The sequence below is a fragment of the Thiothrix eikelboomii genome (genome assembly GCF_900167255.1).
Classification (GTDB): domain Bacteria; phylum Pseudomonadota; class Gammaproteobacteria; order Thiotrichales; family Thiotrichaceae; genus Thiolinea; species Thiolinea eikelboomii.
In genome coordinates, this window is record NZ_FUYB01000023.1 from 16,401 (window position 1) to 33,575 (window position 17,175).

At 46.3% G+C, this 17,175-nt stretch carries 17 protein-coding genes; 12 read left to right on the forward strand and 5 right to left on the reverse strand.

Annotated features, from left to right (window positions below; genetic code table 11):
* The first annotated feature begins 4 nt into the window (after nt 1-4).
* The gene (locus B5D50_RS17125; protein ID WP_078923878.1) at nt 5-775 is read left to right on the forward strand and encodes an autoinducer binding domain-containing protein; all 771 of its coding nucleotides are present in this window, start codon (nt 5-7) and stop codon (nt 773-775) included.
* A gap of 117 nt (nt 776-892) precedes the next feature.
* The gene (locus B5D50_RS17130) at nt 893-1,159 is read left to right on the forward strand and encodes a helix-turn-helix domain-containing protein (protein ID WP_159448669.1); all 267 of its coding nucleotides are present in this window, start codon (nt 893-895) and stop codon (nt 1,157-1,159) included.
* Between the two features lie 11 nt (nt 1,160-1,170).
* On the opposite strand, the gene B5D50_RS17135 is transcribed toward B5D50_RS17130, so the two are convergent.
* Both B5D50_RS17135 and B5D50_RS17140 read right to left on the reverse strand, forming a co-directional pair.
* Complete coding sequence (locus tag B5D50_RS17135; protein ID WP_078923880.1) at nt 1,171-2,571, reverse strand: sensor histidine kinase; 1,401 nt, start codon at nt 2,569-2,571, stop codon at nt 1,171-1,173.
* Nucleotides 2,552-3,235, reverse strand: coding sequence for a response regulator transcription factor (locus B5D50_RS17140; RefSeq protein ID WP_078923881.1), 684 nt, complete (start codon nt 3,233-3,235; stop codon nt 2,552-2,554). The genes B5D50_RS17135 and B5D50_RS17140 overlap by 20 nt, the downstream gene beginning before the upstream one ends.
* A 109-nt stretch (nt 3,236-3,344) precedes the next feature.
* On the opposite strand from B5D50_RS17140, the gene B5D50_RS17145 reads away from it, so the two are divergent.
* Together B5D50_RS17145 and B5D50_RS17150 are read left to right on the forward strand one after the other, a co-directional pair.
* Nucleotides 3,345-5,291 carry an alkaline phosphatase D family protein gene (locus B5D50_RS17145; protein ID WP_200807130.1) on the forward strand — a complete coding sequence of 649 codons (1,947 nt, stop codon included), beginning with the start codon at nt 3,345-3,347 and terminating at the stop codon, nt 5,289-5,291.
* A 105-nt stretch (nt 5,292-5,396) separates the two neighbouring features.
* Nucleotides 5,397-6,854 (forward strand): DegQ family serine endoprotease, encoded by a 1,458-nt coding sequence (locus B5D50_RS17150; RefSeq protein WP_078923883.1) that lies wholly within the window; start codon nt 5,397-5,399, stop codon nt 6,852-6,854.
* 124 nt (nt 6,855-6,978) lie between these two features.
* Here B5D50_RS17150 and betB read toward each other — a convergent pair whose 3' ends face one another.
* Entirely contained in the window at nt 6,979-8,445 is a 1,467-nt protein-coding gene (betB, locus tag B5D50_RS17155) for a betaine-aldehyde dehydrogenase (RefSeq protein ID WP_078923884.1), read from the reverse strand.
* Between the two features lie 147 nt (nt 8,446-8,592).
* Between betB and B5D50_RS17160 the strand changes: the two genes are divergently transcribed.
* The 7 genes from B5D50_RS17160 to B5D50_RS17185 are packed head-to-tail and all read left to right on the forward strand — an operon-like array spanning nt 8,593 to nt 15,122.
* Nucleotides 8,593-9,537 carry a choline ABC transporter substrate-binding protein gene (locus B5D50_RS17160; protein ID WP_078923885.1) on the forward strand — a complete coding sequence of 315 codons (945 nt, stop codon included), beginning with the start codon at nt 8,593-8,595 and terminating at the stop codon, nt 9,535-9,537.
* 23 nt (nt 9,538-9,560) lie between these two features.
* Nucleotides 9,561-10,412, forward strand: a complete 852-nt coding sequence (gene choW, locus B5D50_RS17165) for a choline ABC transporter permease subunit (RefSeq protein ID WP_078923886.1) — start codon at nt 9,561-9,563, stop codon at nt 10,410-10,412.
* Nucleotides 10,413-11,555 carry a choline ABC transporter ATP-binding protein gene (choV, locus tag B5D50_RS17170; protein ID WP_078923887.1) on the forward strand — a complete coding sequence of 381 codons (1,143 nt, stop codon included), beginning with the start codon at nt 10,413-10,415 and terminating at the stop codon, nt 11,553-11,555.
* A 23-nt stretch (nt 11,556-11,578) separates the two neighbouring features.
* Complete coding sequence (locus B5D50_RS17175; RefSeq protein WP_234975920.1) at nt 11,579-12,763, forward strand: FAD-binding oxidoreductase; 1,185 nt, start codon at nt 11,579-11,581, stop codon at nt 12,761-12,763.
* A gap of 56 nt (nt 12,764-12,819) precedes the next feature.
* Nucleotides 12,820-13,005, forward strand: coding sequence for a BBE domain-containing protein (locus tag B5D50_RS20670; protein WP_234975921.1), 186 nt, complete (start codon nt 12,820-12,822; stop codon nt 13,003-13,005).
* Nucleotides 13,006-13,019: 14 nt separating this feature from the next.
* Nucleotides 13,020-13,922, forward strand: a complete 903-nt coding sequence (yddG, locus tag B5D50_RS17180; protein WP_078923888.1) for an aromatic amino acid exporter YddG — start codon at nt 13,020-13,022, stop codon at nt 13,920-13,922.
* 36 nt (nt 13,923-13,958) lie between these two features.
* A complete protein-coding gene (locus B5D50_RS17185) occupies nt 13,959-15,122 on the forward strand; it encodes a MalY/PatB family protein (protein ID WP_078923889.1) in 1,164 nt (387 codons plus the stop codon).
* Nucleotides 15,123-15,225: 103 nt separating this feature from the next.
* Here the strand turns inward: B5D50_RS17185 and B5D50_RS17190 are convergent, their stop codons facing one another.
* Complete coding sequence (locus B5D50_RS17190; RefSeq protein ID WP_078923890.1) at nt 15,226-16,389, reverse strand: benzoate/H(+) symporter BenE family transporter; 1,164 nt, start codon at nt 16,387-16,389, stop codon at nt 15,226-15,228.
* 148 nt (nt 16,390-16,537) lie between these two features.
* Between B5D50_RS17190 and B5D50_RS17195 the strand changes: the two genes are divergently transcribed.
* Nucleotides 16,538-16,771, forward strand: a complete 234-nt coding sequence (locus B5D50_RS17195; protein WP_078923940.1) for an RND transporter — start codon at nt 16,538-16,540, stop codon at nt 16,769-16,771.
* Here B5D50_RS17195 and B5D50_RS17200 read toward each other — a convergent pair.
* A complete protein-coding gene (locus B5D50_RS17200; RefSeq protein WP_078923891.1) occupies nt 16,768-17,163 on the reverse strand; it encodes a DUF3461 family protein in 396 nt (131 codons plus the stop codon). The two genes, B5D50_RS17195 and B5D50_RS17200, sit on opposite strands and share 4 nt — an antisense overlap.
* Nucleotides 17,164-17,175: the final 12 nt, after the last annotated feature.

Below are 17,175 nucleotides of genomic sequence, written 5' to 3' on the forward strand. Positions count from 1 at the left end.
GCTCATGCCGCTGAAGCATGCCTTGTTGGGTCATTTTGTTGATGACTTGTATCGGGTTGAAACGGTACCTGAGCGTTTTCACGTCTATGAGACTTATATTATGGGTTTGGGCTTCGATGGGGCGACTTATACTTTTTTTCCGAGCGTGTTGTGGCAACTGAGTAATACCTTCCCACCTATTTTTCTGCATACCCAAGAATATCCAACTTCCTTTTTAAGCCACTATGCCCAAGCTAATTTTCATGAGCAGGACTTTACGATTCGTTTAGGGCATAGTGCACAGGTTCCTCTAGTGATGGATTGGCGCGAACATGAACTGGGCGGCTTAGTGACTTGTGATGAAAATAGAGTGATTCAAACCGCACGGGAGGAGTATGGCATCCGTAATGCACTCACGATCCCGACGCTACGCCCTGAGTCTGGCATTGGTGGCATGAGTGTGATTAGTGCAGAAAAAGATGTTGGTTTCCAAAAGCTTAAGCAAGAAAATCTTGAAACCTTACTGCGTTGCACACAATTATTTCACGACATCAGCTTTCACAATACGAAAACCTCAGCGATGTTTGTGCAACCTTTTTTGAAAACTTTAAAACCTAAAGAAATTCAAATTCTTAGGCATCTGGCCTTAGGTTACTCCTTAAAGCAAATTGATCGAGGTATTTCCTATCGTTATGCCGCGAATATGCTGGATGAGCTACGTGCTCGGATGGGCGGTATCACCAAAGATAAGCTGATGTATCTCATCGGACAGCTACATTTACTGGATTTGATCTAAGCGTTTAGGCGGGTATTTAAGCATCTGTTTAGAATGTGGAAATTTCCATATTGAAGCCCCAGTAACAAACAGTAACACTCTCAGCTGTCGGGAGATATGTTGAAAGAGGGGTACGTTATGTCGGGAATCGACTTAGCTGAATATATACAAGAACGCATGGATGCCCTGAACTTGTCAGTCACAGCAGCAGCAGAGCGCTCTGGTGTTTCGCGCCAAACTTGGCACAAACTCATGCGTGCGGATATTCAGGAAGCAAAATTATCTACACTCATGCGGGTGGCGCGCACCTTAGATACACCCGCGCCACATTTATTAAACCTTTATTTTTATTCGGGTCGCAAACGAGTGCACGCTTATGAAATGAGTACGAATCATTTTGTCTGAAAACGGGCTAGTTAAACAGTAAAGCGCAAAATCACCTTCAAACCCGGTTGATTATCCGCTAACTCCACCTGAGCACCGTGTAAATCTGCAACCGCCTTGACCAAACTAAGCCCAAGGCCGTTGCCCGGTGTGCTGCGCGCATTATCTAAGCGCACAAACCGCTTAAACACTCGTTCACGCTCTTCAGCCGGAATACCAGGGCCGGTATCACTCACTATAATGCAGATCGTCTGGCCTTGTTGCTCAGCAACCAGCTTAATCTCACCCTCCCTAGGCGTATATTTCACGGCATTATCCAGTAAATTGGTCACAACCTGTGCAATCAAATGTCGATTGGCCTGCAAGACTAAACCGGGCTGTGCGGTATAGCTAAACTGAATCCCCTCCTCTTCAGCCACTGCTTCATACAATTCACCTAAATCACTAATTAACTGATCAAGTTGAATGGAGGTCCAGTCATCACGATGCACTCCTGATTCTGCTTGCGCGATACTCAATAATGCATTGAAGGTTTTAATTAAATCATCCACATCTTGCAAAGCATCTTGCCGAACTTGCTGAAAATGCGTCGCATCCATCGGTTGGAAACGACTGGTATCCAAGCGATTACGTAAGCGATTGAGCGGATTACGCAAATCATGTGCGAGGTTATCAGTCACTTCACGGGTCGCTTTCATCAGGCTTTCAATGCGATGCAGCATGCTATTGAGCACTAAACTCAAACGATCAAATTCGTCATTACGCCGCGTCACGACCATTCGCTGACTCAAGTCACCATTAATGATTTCACCAGCCGTTTGGCGAATGCTATCAATCCGCCGCAACACGCCGTAACCCATGAGCCAACCGCCCACTACAGCTAATAAAAACATTAAACCTACGGCTAACCACATGCTCTCATAGAGCTTGCGCAGTAAAGTATTCTGCTCGCTCATATCCGCCGCCACTAACAGCTGAGCACCTCCGGGTAAGCGAGTGATAATAACCCGCGCATAGGCATCCCGCTTGACTTGGATTTCAAGATCCACAATGTCTAGCACATCGCTAAACATCAAGCTGCCAAACACGCGCCGCCCCCCTTCGGTAAAATACTCCGCCTCCATTTTTTTAGTGAAGGGTAACTTGGTATTGGTGGTAAGGGCATACACATAGAAATGTGGCTCACCTTGCTCATCATGCTCTTCATTCCGAGTTTGAATGGCATCACGCAAGATTTGCAGGGAGTTGCTACTTTTAACTAGGCTCAATAGCAAATCACTTTGCAAAGCTAAGCGCGCATCGGTTTGCTCACGGATTTGCCCCGCAGCCACCCAATAGATAGAAGCCATCGCCGCCCCCGCCACTAGGCTGAACAGCAAGGCATAAACCAGAGATAAACGAAAAACAGTGGTATTAAGCAGCCGTCGGATCATAGAGCATATAACCTGCCCCACGAATGGTGTGCAGCAATGGCGGGTCGAAATCGCGGTCTATCTTGCCCCGCAAGCGGCTAATATGCACATCAATCACATTGGTTTGGGGATCAAAATGATAATCCCAAACTTTTTCCAATAGCATAGTGCGTGTTACGACCTGCCCAGTATGCCGCATTAAGTATTCGAGCAAAGTGAATTCACGCGGCTGCAACGTGATCACCGTACCGGCACGTTTGACTTGACGCTTCATGAGATCCATTTCTAAATCCAATAAGCGTAATACGGTTTGCTCCTGTAAGGGCTGGGTACGACGTGACAAGGCCTGCAAACGTGCCAGCAATTCACTAAAGGCATAAGGCTTTACTAAATAATCATCACCGCCAGCCCGTAAGCCTTCAACACGATTATCGACTTCACCTAAAGCACTTAGGATTAATACCGGTGTCGTTAAGCCACGAGTACGCAAAGCCTGAATCACTGACAAGCCGTCTCGCTTTGGGAGCATGCGATCGACAATCAACACATCATATTGACCGGTACTGGCAAGATGCAGACCATCCTCACCATCCGCAGCATGATCAACAATATAACCGCTTTCAGCCAAACCCTTTTGGATAAAGCTGGCAGTATGAGTATCATCTTCAATCAGTAATATGTTCATGATGAGTAAGCATAACTAGCTACACTTAGGCTTGCCATGAACATTTGTTAATGTGGCAACAGAAAATGATAACTTTGAATATAATCCTGACACCCCTATATTGCCGTGCATGATGACAACAACCGCCGCTACCACTAACTCCTTGCCCTCGATTTTAGCAGGTCCTATTTTACGCCATGTCAGTCAACAGCAGCTGGTGCTTTGGTTAGTCTGCTCCCATCCCTGCACGCTACAGGTCAATTGTTATCAAGCCGAGCAGCTACTCACTTCAGCTGATTTCCCTGCGGATCATGCCGGTTTAGTCGTATTGGGTGGGCAAGCCTTTTTACATCTGTTAGTGATCCAACTACCGGAAAGCTTGCCAGAAAATACTTGGCTGAGTTATGACATTGGTTTAGCACATGACACGGGTTTTAATTGGTTAGCAACAACGGCGCCACAAATTCTTTATGCCGGAGAAACTCGCCCACGCTTTGCCTTTAAACCGAAAATTACCCAAGTTTTACATGGCTCTTGTCGCAAACCGCATTATCGAGGGGGGGATGCTTTACTCGTCGTTGATCAAAAACTAGCGGAAGCCCGCCGTTTAGAGACACCCAGCGAACAACCCTCACTGCTCATCATGACGGGCGATCAAGTTTATAATGATGATGTCGCAGGCCCGATGTTGCATGCAATTCATACTGTGATTGCTCAACTAGGGCTGTATGAAGAATCATTGGATCAAACTGAACTCCAACACAGTCGTAGCCTACATGGTAATCGTAAAAACTATTACCGCCGCCTAGAACTTTTACCCTCCAGCCCCGGTGGGCAAGGCTTACGGAAAATTTTGCGCGGTGCTAAGAAGCCGATTTTCACTTCAGCGAATGCGGATAATCATCTGGCGACCTTAGCTGAAGTACTCAGTATGTATTTACTGGTTTGGTCACCGAGCTTATGGCCTTTAGTCGATTTAAATGATTTATCCGGCTTAGAGGGCGAAGCCTTAACGCGCTACCAAGCACAATTGCCTGCCATTCAACAATTTGCCCAAGGCCTAGATAAAGTACAACGGGTTTTAGCAAGTATTCCTACCTATATGATCTTTGATGATCATGACATCACCGATGACTGGAATCTATCGCGGGATTGGGAGGAAAGTGCGTATGGACACCCCTTATCACGGCGTATTTTAGGCAATGCTTTAATTGCTTATTTTCTCTGCCAAGCCTGGGGTAATGCCCCTAATCGTTTTCCAGAGCCTTTAATTAAAAACATTCAAGCCTTATTTCGTACTGGCAAAGGGGCTTTACATGATTTGTTAATTGATCAGCTGCTGAAAATGGAGGGCTGGCATTATAGCTTAGCAACCCAACCTAAAATCGTCGTCTTGGATACCCGTACTCAGCGCTGGCGCTCAGAAACTCGCGCTGCTGATCCTTCTGGCTTGATGGATTGGGAAATGCTAAGCGATTTGCAACAAGAATTAATCCATGAAACAGCCGTCATTTTAGTCTCGCCCGCGCCTATTTTTGGGGTCAAGCTGATTGAAGTCGTACAGCGCATCTTTACTTGGTTTGGTGGCTCGCTGATAGTAGACGCAGAAAATTGGATGGCGCATCCAGGTTCAGCGAATGTGATTTTAAATATTTTCCGCCATCGGCGCACCCCGCACAATTTCACTATTTTGTCAGGCGATGTGCACTATTCTTTTGTGTATGATGGGCGCTTACGCCACCATGAGCAAACGCCCCATATTTGGCAAATTACCGCTTCAGGCATTAAAAATGCTTTCCCCGAAAAACTGCTCAAGCATTTCGATAAACTCAATCGCTGGCTATTTGCGAGTTATTCACCGCTCAACTGGTTGACTCGGCGGCGGCATATGCGCATTCAACAGCGCCGCCCGAGTGAACACGAAGGCCGCTATCGACATCAGCGCCTATATAATGGCAGTGGGATCGGCCGAGTCTTTTTTGATGCAGCGGGTGCACCCGAGCGGATTGAAATTCTGTCAAGCCGTGATGAATGTATTCAATTCAATCAAGGTTATGACAGCGATTGGATGGATTAAAAATAAGTCTTTTAAGGTTAACGTTTTTTAACTATTTGGAAAATCCACGGTAAGGTTGACTCAGGCAAGATCAACCTATATTGAACGCATTTGAGGATTTACTGAATGTCAAACTTACTGCCTGTTGGACTGTTTAACAAGAAACAACTTTCGGTACTAGCGGCCAGTGCTTTGGTGTGTAGCCTAGCTTTTCCACTGGCCACTCCGGTAGTGCATGCTGATGCCCTACCTCAGCTGACGCAATTGATTAAAAATAATCGGGATGCGGTCGTGCATATTTCGGTGGAAGTGGATAACCAAGCGAATCAAACCGCTGAGCCTGAAATGTTCGCTTTTCCAGATGGGCAAGGCCTGCCAAAAGAATTAGAGAAATTCTTCCGCAATATGCCGCGTGGTATGCCCCAACCGCGTGATGCACAAGCGATGGGTTCAGGCTTTATCATTTCACAAGATGGCTATATTGTTACCAATACCCATGTCATTGATAACGCCAGCAAAATCAAGGTGACTTTAAATGATAAGCGCGAGCTACCGGCTAAAGTCATTGGTAAAGATAAACATAGTGATGTGGCACTGCTTAAAGTCGAGGCAACGGGTTTACCAATGGTCAATCTGGGTGACTCTGATAAATTAGAGGTGGGTCAATGGGTAGTGGCCATTGGTGCACCGTTTGGCTTAGATCACTCTGCAACTCAAGGGATTGTAAGTGCACTCTCTCGTAGTTTACCGGATGGGACTTATGTGCCTTTCATTCAAACCGATGTGGCAGTCAATCCGGGGAATTCTGGCGGCCCCTTATTTGACTTGAATGGCAATGTGGTCGGGGTCAACTCACAGATTTATAGTCGCAGTGGTGGCTATATGGGTATCTCGTTTGCCATTCCAGTTAACCTTGTCAAGAATATTACTGAGCAGCTCAAAACGGCTGGGGTCGTGAGTCGTGGTTGGTTGGGGGTGCAAATCCAGAACCTAGATCAAGAGTTAGCTAACTCTTTCTCAATGAATAAACCGCAAGGTGCTTTAGTAGCTAGCGTACTGCCCGCTAGTCCAGCAGATAAAGCCGGTGTACAAGCTGGCGATATTATTGTTGGCTTCAATAATACTGAAGTGAACTCGGCAGATCATTTACCCTTGTTAGTGGGTACGACTGGCATCGGTAGCACTGTTCCCTTAAAAGTGCTACGCAATGGTGCTGAGAAGATGCTTAATGTAACGATTGAGAAGCTCGCAGATAAAGACGCTGGTGAAGCTCAAGAACTGGCTCAGAACAGTACGGAAGGCACAGGTGCCTTAGGCTTAGCGGTGGCAGGATTAACTGATCAAGAACGCAAGGATGCTAATATCGGTACGGATGGTGTGGTCGTTCGGGAAGTGCGTGTCGACAGCCCCGCCAGCCGTGCTGGCCTACAGACCGGTGATGTGATTATTTCGGTGAATAACACCCAAATCAAATCACCTGATGAATTAAAAACGGTCGTGGATAAAGCCCCTACTGATAAACCGCTCGCTATGTTAATTCAGCGGGATAATGAGAAGCGCTTTATTGCTGTTGGGCGTTCTTAATTTAGATTTAGATAGATTTTCATTGCTTTTTCGTTATTTTTTCGTTGTTTTTCATAGACCTTACTCCCTCGCTTGCCCTGTCTTTTGACAGGGCGTCTTTTTTTCTACTACCCGAAAACCCGCCTTAATACGGCCTAGGTAGATCACCCAATTCTACCAACACACTTTTCACTTGCGTATAATGTTTAAGGGTTTCTAAGCCATTCTCGCGCCCAATCCCTGATTGTTTATAACCACCGACCGGCATTTCTGCAGGTGAGGGTCCATAGGTATTAATCCAGCAAATCCCCGCCTGCAGCTGTGCAATCACGCGATGCGCTCGAGATAAATCCATCGTAAAAATGCCGGCTGCTAAGCCATAGTGGGTATTATTCGCCCGCTGAATGACTTCATCTTCATCTTTGAATTTGAGTACGGACATCACCGGGCCAAAAATTTCATCGCGGGTATGTGGCATCTCATCCGTACAATCAGCAAAAATAGTCGGCTGTACGAAATAACCTTTATCTAAACCCTTCGCCGTTTCACGTTCACCCCCACACACTAAACGCGCCCCGGATTTTTTGGCTAAATCAATATAGTGCAAAACTTTTTGTAGATGAGTCGCTGAAACTAAAGCACCTACTTGGGTTTGTAGATGAGTTGGGTCGCCAATCACCATTGATTGGGTGATAGCAGCGGTTTTTTCTAAAAACTCGTCATAAATACTTTCGTGCACAAACACGCGAGTCCCATGTGTACACACCTCGCCTTGGGTATAAAAATTAGCAAGTAAAGCGCCATGCACCGCATTATCTAGTTTAGCATCAGGAAAAATGATCAAAGGCGATTTACCCCCTAGCTCAAGGGTGACTTCTTTGATGCTACTGGCTGTATTGGTAAGAATTTTACTACCCGTCGCCGTTGACCCCGTGAAGGATACCTTTTTCACTTGTGGATGCTGGGTTAGAGCCGTCCCCACCCGATAATCACCTTGCACCACATTGAAAACACCCGCAGGTAAACCTGCCTCCGTATAGATTTCTGCCAGTTTCAAGGTAGATAATGGGGTAAGTTCGGAGGGTTTATAGACCATTGAGTTTCCACAAGCCAAGGCTACTGCTGATTTCCAACAGGCGATTTGAATCGGATAATTCCAAGCACCGATCCCCGCACAAACGCCTAAAGGCTCACGACGGGTATAGAAAAACTTACCCTTGCCTAAATCTTGATAACTACCCTGAATACTAGCGGCTAAGCCTGCATAATACTCAATCACATCCGCACCCGTCACAATATCGACAGCAAGTGCCTCTTGCAGAGGCTTGCCTGTGTCTTGGACTTCTAGCCAAGCCAATTCGTCGTTACGCGCCCGTAATAAGGCCACCGCCTGATTTAAAATTCGTCCACGCTCCATACCACTCAAGCTTGACCACTCTAAAAATCCAGCTTCAGCAGCTTGCACGGCTTTATCCACGTCGGCGACAGAGGCTTGTTGAACAGTGGCTAATACCTCACCGGTCGCTGGATTAATCGAGTCAAAGGTTTCGCCAGAGCTAGCCTCTTGATATTGACCGCCGATATAAAGGCGGTGTGGGCTTGAGTAAGACATAGGTTTTCCTGCTCTGTAGTTTGAATTTGGTTTGAATTTGGTTTGGATTGCTTTTCATGCTGGCAAGTATAAACTGCTGTTAGAGGAGAATGTTAGGTTTAAAAATCCTGCATTAGCAGACCAATAATCGTCACTTAGGAGGAATATATGCGTTTGAAAAAACTGAGTACAGTTGCCTTGATCCTTGCAGCTACCTGGGGAGTCGGTGTGCAAGCAGCTGAACCAGAAACTTGCAGCAAAGTACGCTTTGCAGATGTGGGCTGGACTGACATCACTGCCACCACTGCTCTGGCCTCAACTTTGCTGACTGCACTAGGTTATGAACCCAGCTCCCAAGTACTCTCTGTCCCGGTTAGCTATGCCAGCTTAAAGAATAAAGATATTGATGTATTTCTAGGTAACTGGATGCCGACCATGAAAGCCGACATCCAACCTTACTTGGACGATAAAACCGTCGAATCCTTAGGCGCTAATCTAGAAGGTGCGAAATACACTTTGGCAGTGCCTAAATATTTATATGACAAAGGCTTAAAAAACTTTGCGGATATTGCCAAATTCAAAGATGACTTAAACGGTGAAATCTATGGTATCGAGCCGGGCAATGATGGTAACCGTTTAATCCAAGGCATGATTGATGGCGACAAATTTGGCCTTAAATCTTTCAAAATAGTCGAGTCCTCCGAGCAAGGCATGCTCGCCCAAGTTGAGCGCGCCATTAAGCGCCAAGAAGGGGTGTTATTCTTGGGTTGGGAACCACATCCTATGAATTCTAAATTTGAATTGGCTTATTTAGAGGGGGGCGATGAGGTCTTTGGCCCGAATTTAGGGGGTGCCACCATTTACACCAATGTGCGGGCAGGCTACATCACAGAATGTCCGAACGTTGGCAAACTGATTAGCAATTTGAAATTCACTTTGCCGATGGAAAACCAAATCATGGGCGCGATTTTGGATGAGAAAAAAGAAGCTAATGAGGCCGCCAAAGAGTGGTTGAAAAAGAATCCTGATGCAGTCAAGCCTTGGTTAGAGGGTGTCACAACCAAAGAGGGTAAGGATGCTGCAGAGGCTGTGAAAAAAGCACTGGAACTCTAAACCAAACACCAAGGTAGGTTTCTATGGATTGGCTCACAGAACATAAATTGCCGATTGGTAAATGGTTAGGCCAAGGTGTTGACCTCCTCAATCAACAGGCGGCTGGCTTTTTTGATAGTTTGTCGATGGTACTGGAAACTATCCTCAATGGAACAACGGCAGCTTTAGTTTGGCTACCAGCTTGGCTACTGATTGCAGGCATTGCTGGCTTAGCTTGGTGGTTGCATCGCAGTTGGGGCTTGGTGGCTTTTGCGGTCTTGTCCTTACTGCTGATTATCAATCTAGGCTATTGGCAGGAAACCCTAGAAACCTTAGTGTTAGTTTTATACGCAACTTTGTTCTGTATGTTGATTGGTGTGCCGCTAGGAATTGCAGCGGCACATCATCCTCTGCTGTATACCATCCTACGGCCAATTTTGGATTTGATGCAGACGATTCCGACCTTTGTCTATCTGATCCCGACCTTGATTTTATTTGGTTTGGGCGTTGTGCCTGGGCTGATTTCGACCATCATTTTTGCATTGGCGGCGCCGGTACGTTTGACTTGGCTGGGGATTTCGAGTGTGCCGAATACCTTAATTGAAGCGGGCAAATCCTTTGGTTGCTCCAAGCATCAATTGCTTTGGCGGATTGAATTACCCTATGCGATGCCAACGATTATGGCGGGCTTGACTCAATGCATTATGCTCTCGCTGTCAATGGTGGTGATTGCCGCTCTAGTCGGGGCGGATGGCTTGGGTAAACCCGTGGTACGAGCACTGAATACGGTGAATATTGAAAAAGGTTTTGAGGCAGGTTTAGCTATTGTGATTTTAGCTATCTTGCTCGATCGCCTTTTCAAACAACCCGCCAAACAACCCGCAGGAGCACCGTAAATGGCTGCTGTTGAATTCAAACATGTCGATGTCATCTTTGGCAAAGATCAAAAACAAGCGGCAGCTTTACTGGATCAGGGTAAAACTCGCAGTGAAATCCTCGCGGAAACAGGCTCAGTCTTAGGGGTAGCTGATGCTAGCCTCAGCGTTGAAGAGGGTACAATTTGTGTACTGATGGGTTTATCTGGCTCTGGTAAATCCTCGCTGCTGCGGTGCGTGAATGGTTTAAATCCCGTGACTCGTGGTGAGCTATTGATTGCACATAAAGGCACAACGGTCGATATGGCTAACATCTCCAGCCGTCAATTGCGTGAATTACGCCGTGATCGAATTGCGATGGTATTTCAACAATTTGGCTTATTGCCTTGGTGCACAGTGCGTGAAAATGTTGGCTTTGGCTTAGCAGTGAAAGGTGTCCCTAAAGATGAAGTGCAGCGCATTGCCAATGAAAAATTAGCCCTAGTGAATCTATCCGATTGGGCGGATAAGCCAGTGAATGAGTTGTCTGGCGGTATGCAGCAGCGAGTTGGCTTAGCGCGTGCCTTTGCTACTGATGCAGATATTCTATTAATGGATGAACCCTTTTCTGCACTCGACCCCCTGATCCGTGATCGCTTACAGGATGAATTACTGGAGCTACAAAAAACCCTCAAACGCACGATTATTTTCGTCAGCCACGACCTGAATGAAGCCCTCAAGTTAGGTAATCAGATTGTGATTATGGAAAGTGGGCGCATTATTCAGGCGGGAACTGCCCGCGATATTATTTTCAAACCTGCCAATGAATATGTGCGTCGTTTTGTTGCCAATATTAATCCACTGCATGTTTTATATGCGGGTGTCCTGATGCGCCCCCTGACACAATTTAATCGTACTCAAGACCAAATCAGTCTAGATGAGGGCTGGATTTTGCAATTTGATGCCACGAATACACCGATTAGCCTCCGCTTGCAGAACCAAGAGTATCCCCTGCAAACCCTCGACTATGATACTTGGATGCAGGATGTAGTTGAGGTGGCTGAGCAAACCGACCAACCCTTATGTGTGACTCAAGCGGGCAAGATAGTCGGAGTCATCACACATAAAGATATTTTGCATAGCTTATTGCGCCAAACGGCATTGAGTACTGAACAGCCCATGTAATCTAGCTTACCCCGGAGTGCAGTATGTTAGACCTGACACGACGCGAGGCCTTAAAAACCCTGTTAACGGCCTTAGCTATCCCTGTGGCTCAGCAAGCAGAGTGGGCAGTTGCTGATACTCGCTTGCCACAAAGAGCTGGACATCTGTACTTCCTCAAACCCACTGACCCTGACTATGCGCAACGACGGCAAATTTTCAATAAGCGCATTAACCTAATGCCAAGCCTGATTGCCGTGTGCTTATCTGATCAAGGTGTGCAAACTGCGATACAGTATGCCGCAGCCAACAACTTACCGATTGCGGTCAAAAGCGGTGGGCATTGCTTTGAAGGTTATAGCTTGAATAATAAAGGTTTGTTGGTTGACTTATCTTTATTGAAAAGCTTTAAGTATACCGCCACCAATCAAGCCTTCATCACCCAGCCCGGTGCCAAACTAGGCGAGGTTTATGCTTATCTTGCGCAGTTTAAACGGTTAATTCCAGCAGGCTCGTGTGCAGGAGTGGGGGTAGCAGGTTTAACTTTAGGGGGTGGTTATGGCTTTTTTTCTCGCAGCCTAGGGTTAACCTGTGACAGCCTAACCCGCGTAAAAATGGTCGACGGTCAAGGCAAACTCTTAGACTCAAACGATAATCCTGAACTGCTGTGGGCTTGCAAAGGTGGGAATAATGGTAGCTTAGGGATTGTGACTGAGCTACAGTTCAAAACTCACCCGAGTCCGGCACAGTTTACGAATTATCGCTTTAAATATCGCAGTTTAACAGCGAACAAAGTGAGTGCTTTAGCTGAACGCTGGTTTGCTTTAATGCCAAACCTACCCACCACTTGCTATTCCTCTTGGGTCTTAGGCCCCACACAACTGACGATTTTAATTACCGACCTAGCTGCACGCTCCAGTCCAGCCTTACAGACTATTTTGCGGCAATTAGGCAAAGATGCAACCACCGTTCAAGGGGCGCAGCAAGATGAATTCTTGCGGGGCATTCAGCGCTTTCGAGGTGGCACTGAACCTATGTATTTCAAAAATGTTTCAGCAGGCTATTACCAGCGCTATGCAGATATTAAGAGTGTTTTACCTGCTTTATTTACACAAATGCAAGCCGCTCCTTTAAGGCAAAACCTCCTGCAGATTAATACCTTAGGGGGCGAATTCGTGATGGGTTTAGTACCAGCAGTGCCGCCTATCCCCATCGTAACTACTTATATTTAGGTGAATTTCAAGTTTATTACGAACGCGCCAATGATACGCCTAAGGCTGAAAACTTAGTGAATCAAGTTCAAGCACGCTTCACGCAGGCAGGGATTCGAGCACATTATGCAAACTATCCCGATCTCGGTTTAAAAAATTGGGCAACCGCTTACTACGCAGAGTCTTATCCACGCCTACAAGCGTTAAAGCGCAAGCTTGACCCGCAGAATCGTATCCAGCATCCTCAAAGTATACGTCTTTAAATTCGGAGTGTGTTATGAATCCAGTAAACCGCGCTACGGCGATCGGTTTTATTTCTATTGTCCTTTGGGGCATGTTGGCACTATTCACCAGCTTAACCAATGGCAAAATCCCTCCGTTTCAAATGCTGGCAATGACTTTTTCAGCGTCTTTTTTCTTAATGCTGGTCAATTGGTGGCGACAAGGTAAATCTGGCTTGGAATATGCGCGCCAACCTTGGTTGGCTTGGACGATTGGCTTGGGCGGGTTATTTGGTTATCACGCTTTATATTTTTTGGCGATGTCCAAAGCGCCTCCGGTGCAAGCCAGCTTAATTGCTTATTTATGGCCACTGTTTATCGTCCTGTTTTCAGCGTTATTGCCCGGTGAGCGTTTAACTAAATACTCAATCATAGGGGCCATCATCGCTTTAACGGGTTGTTGGATCTTAGTCGGCGGTGGCAGTGGCCATTTCAGTACTCAGTATTTAGTTGGTTACTTAGCCGCTTTTGCCTGTGCTATTTGGTGGGCAGCTTATTCCGTAGCCAGCCGTTTTGTAAAAAATGTCCCTACCGATGCGGTCGGTTGGTTCTGTGGAGCGACCGCTGTATTAGGCTTAATCTGCCATCTACTCTTTGAACAAACTGTCTGGCCTGCAGATTATCTTGAATGGTTGGGTTTGCTGGGTTTAGGTTTTGGCTCGATTGGGATTTCATTTTTTACTTGGGATTATGGAGTGAAACACGGCAATATTCAGTTGCTAGGTGTTTTGTCTTATGCCGCCCCCTTGATTTCAGTGGTATTACTGATGCTTGCGGGTAAAGCCGAACCGAGTTTAAATGTGTTAATCGCTTGTGCGGCTATTGTGGGTGGTGCTGTGCTGGCTAGTCAATCCAACCGAACCCAATACTCATTAAAAGCTAATAAGTCTAATGAGTAGTGACTGAAAACTTATTGTCACCAAGGATTTTTAAAGATGAATTTCAACGAACTAATTGACCGCCGCCAGACGCACTGTATGAAGTGGGATTCCATGCAGCAGTTTTATGGGGTTTCACCCGAAACAGGTCTTGCCATGTGGGTCGCCGATATGGATTTTCGCCCCCCGCCTGCTGTTAAGGCTGCTTTAAAAGCTGAAATTGAACAAGGTGTGCATGGTTATTTTGGGGATGAATCTGCTTATAAAGCGGCGATTTGCCAATGGATGCAAGAACGCCATCAGTGGGAGGTTGATCCCGAGTGGATTAGTACTGTACATGGCTTAGTCGCAGGCACGGCTTTATGTATTCAAGCTTTCACCCAAGTTAACGATGGAATTATTTTATTCACGCCGGTTTATCATGCGTTTGCCCGCACCATTAAGGCGAATCAGCGTCAAGTGGTTGAATCCCCCTTACGAATTGATGCAGCCGGTTTGTATCGAATGGATTTCAACGCTTTAGAGCAGCAACTACAAGGCCATGAGAAAATGCTGATTCTCTGCTCGCCACATAATCCGGGGGGGCGTGTGTGGTCGGTGGAAGAATTAGTGGAGCTGGCTGAGTTTTGTTTAAAGCATAATTTATTATTAGTCTCCGATGAAATCCATCATGATCTAGTCTTCAAAGGCCATCAACACTGTGTCATGCCTCTTGCCGCTCCTGCTATCCGGGAACGCTTGATTATGCTCACCTCCACCACTAAAACCTTTAATATTGCAGGTGGCTTAACGGGCAATGCGATTATTGAGAATCCCGAGTTGCGCCAGCGCTTTACTCAAGCGATGCTGGCCGCAGGCAGCTCACCGAATCGCTTTGGCATTTTAATTTCTACTGCTGCTTATTTACACGGTGAAGCTTGGCTAGCGAGCTTGTTGGATTATTTAGATGCCAATCGTCAGTTATTTGATGCGGGTATTCAGCAAATTCAAGGTTTGCGCTCCATGCCTTTAGAAGCGACTTATTTGGCTTGGGTTGATTTCGCCGCCACTGGCTTAACACCCGCGCAAGTAATTGAGAAAGTACAAAAAGAAGCCGGTATTGCCACTAGCTATGGTTCGAGCTTTGGCAGCGGTGGCGAAAGCTATTTACGCTTTAATCTTGCCACTCCTCGTAGTCGGATTGAGCAAGCACTGGAGCGCTTACAAGCAGCGTTTAACTAACTGTATAACTACTCAGTCTCCTAAAAACTCAGCTATGCTAAAGGTGGCGGGTGGTTTGCGGATGGACTGAGTAGTTACAACTAACCTACCCATTTAAACTGCACTAAACCGCTCGCTTTTTTACTAACCAAAAGCGGGCGATTAAACCAAAGATCAAGCCCCAAAAGGCACTGCCCAACCCTAATAAGCTAATTCCTGAAGCAGTCACCAAAAATACAATCAGTGCAGCATCCCGCTCAACACTGTCAGCCAAGGCAGCCTGTAAACTATTCGCAATCGTGCCAATTAAAGCAAAACCCGCAATCGCTAAAATTAAGGTTTGAGGAAAGGATAAAAATAAACTGGTGATACTCGCACCAAATAAACCGGCCAGCAGATAAAATAAGCCCGCACTGAAGCTCGCTAAATAGCGCTTGGATTTATCCTTATCGACCTCTTCACCCATACAAATAGCGGCGGTAATGGCTGCCAAATTGTAAGCATAGCCACCAAAAGGGGCGAGAATCAGGGTTGTTAATCCTGTCAAGCCAATGGTTTTAGACAACGGTGCTTCATAACCATTAGCTTTGAGAACAGCTACCCCTGGAATATTCTGTGAAGCCATCGTCACAATAAACAAGGGTAAACCCACCCCCACTAAAGCTTCCAAACGGATCGCGGGCATCACAAAAACTGGCTGCGCCCATTGCAAGGAAAGTTTACTTAAATCCATTAAGCCACTGAACCAAGCAATCAAGATACCCACTAATAATGTAAGCGGAATAGCATAGCGTGCTAATAACCGTTTCATTAAGAGGAAAGTCACCAACATCCCACCGACTAACAGGGGTTCTTGCTGCAAAGAGACAAAGGCATTCAAACCAAATTTCAGCAAGACACCTGCCAGCATCGCTGAGGCCAAAGGCAAAGGAATCCAATGCATAAAGCGCTCGAACCAACCTGCATAGCCAATTATAGCGATCAATACGCCACAGAGAATAAAGGCAGCCGTCGCCTCTGGCAGTGACACACCTGCAAGACTCGTCACCAGTAATGCCGCCCCCGGTGTTGACCACGCGGTTAATAACGGGATGCGATAATACAATGAGAGCGAGATACTCGAAACCGCCATCCCGATCCCTAAAGCCCACATCCATGAAGCAATCTGCGCCTCAGTCGCCCCCACCGTATGAGCGGCTTGAAAAATAATCGCAGCTGAACTCGTATAACCGACTAAGACCGCAACAAAACCGGCACTGAGATGCGCTAAGGTAAAGCCTTTAAACATGCCTGAAACTCTAAATTATAGAACTCACTTAAGTATCTCAATCATTGCCCTCATTTGGCAAAGTGCTAAGGCTATGCTAATCCTTGCTGAACCCGCTAGTTTAAAGCTAGTGTTGACTATTTTTGATGCTTGTTTTTATAGGTATTTAATGCAAACACTCCGTCATTTACTCAGCAAACTCCCACTATCCCTACTGCTGATCGCCTGCCTGACCTTAGGCCTAGCACCCTTTTTCCCAGTACCACATGTATGGGAAAAACTCACGATGCTCGCTCACGGTACTTTAAGTCGACCGATTGATATCTTCGACTTAATCCTACATGGCACACCTTGGATCTTACTCATCCTACGTTTGCTACTAGTACGCAAGCCGATGAGTTAAGAGTCTAAACGCTCAATCAACTGCCTTAAACTGTTTAATTCGGCATTAAGCTCTTCTTGCACGCGCTCAAGCTCACCTAAAATTTGCAGCTTGAGTTCGCTGCGGTCTTGTTTAGCTTGCACAATCGAATCCAACTCCAAAATAGCTTTGGAAAGCACCGGTGAAATTTCAAAGATCAGTGCTGCTTGATTCATGGCTCCGTCACTGACTTGAGTGCGCTGTGAACGACCAAACGTATAACTGCGCACCACGGGTAAAAATGAACCCTTCGGGCGCTCATAACGAATCCGCAAAATATCCATATCGGGGAGGGGTTGAGTGAGGGTATAACCAATAATCTGCAAGGGATTCTGTACACCCATCGAATTCAAAGTTGAATATTGACTCATCATGCTGCTCCTTGG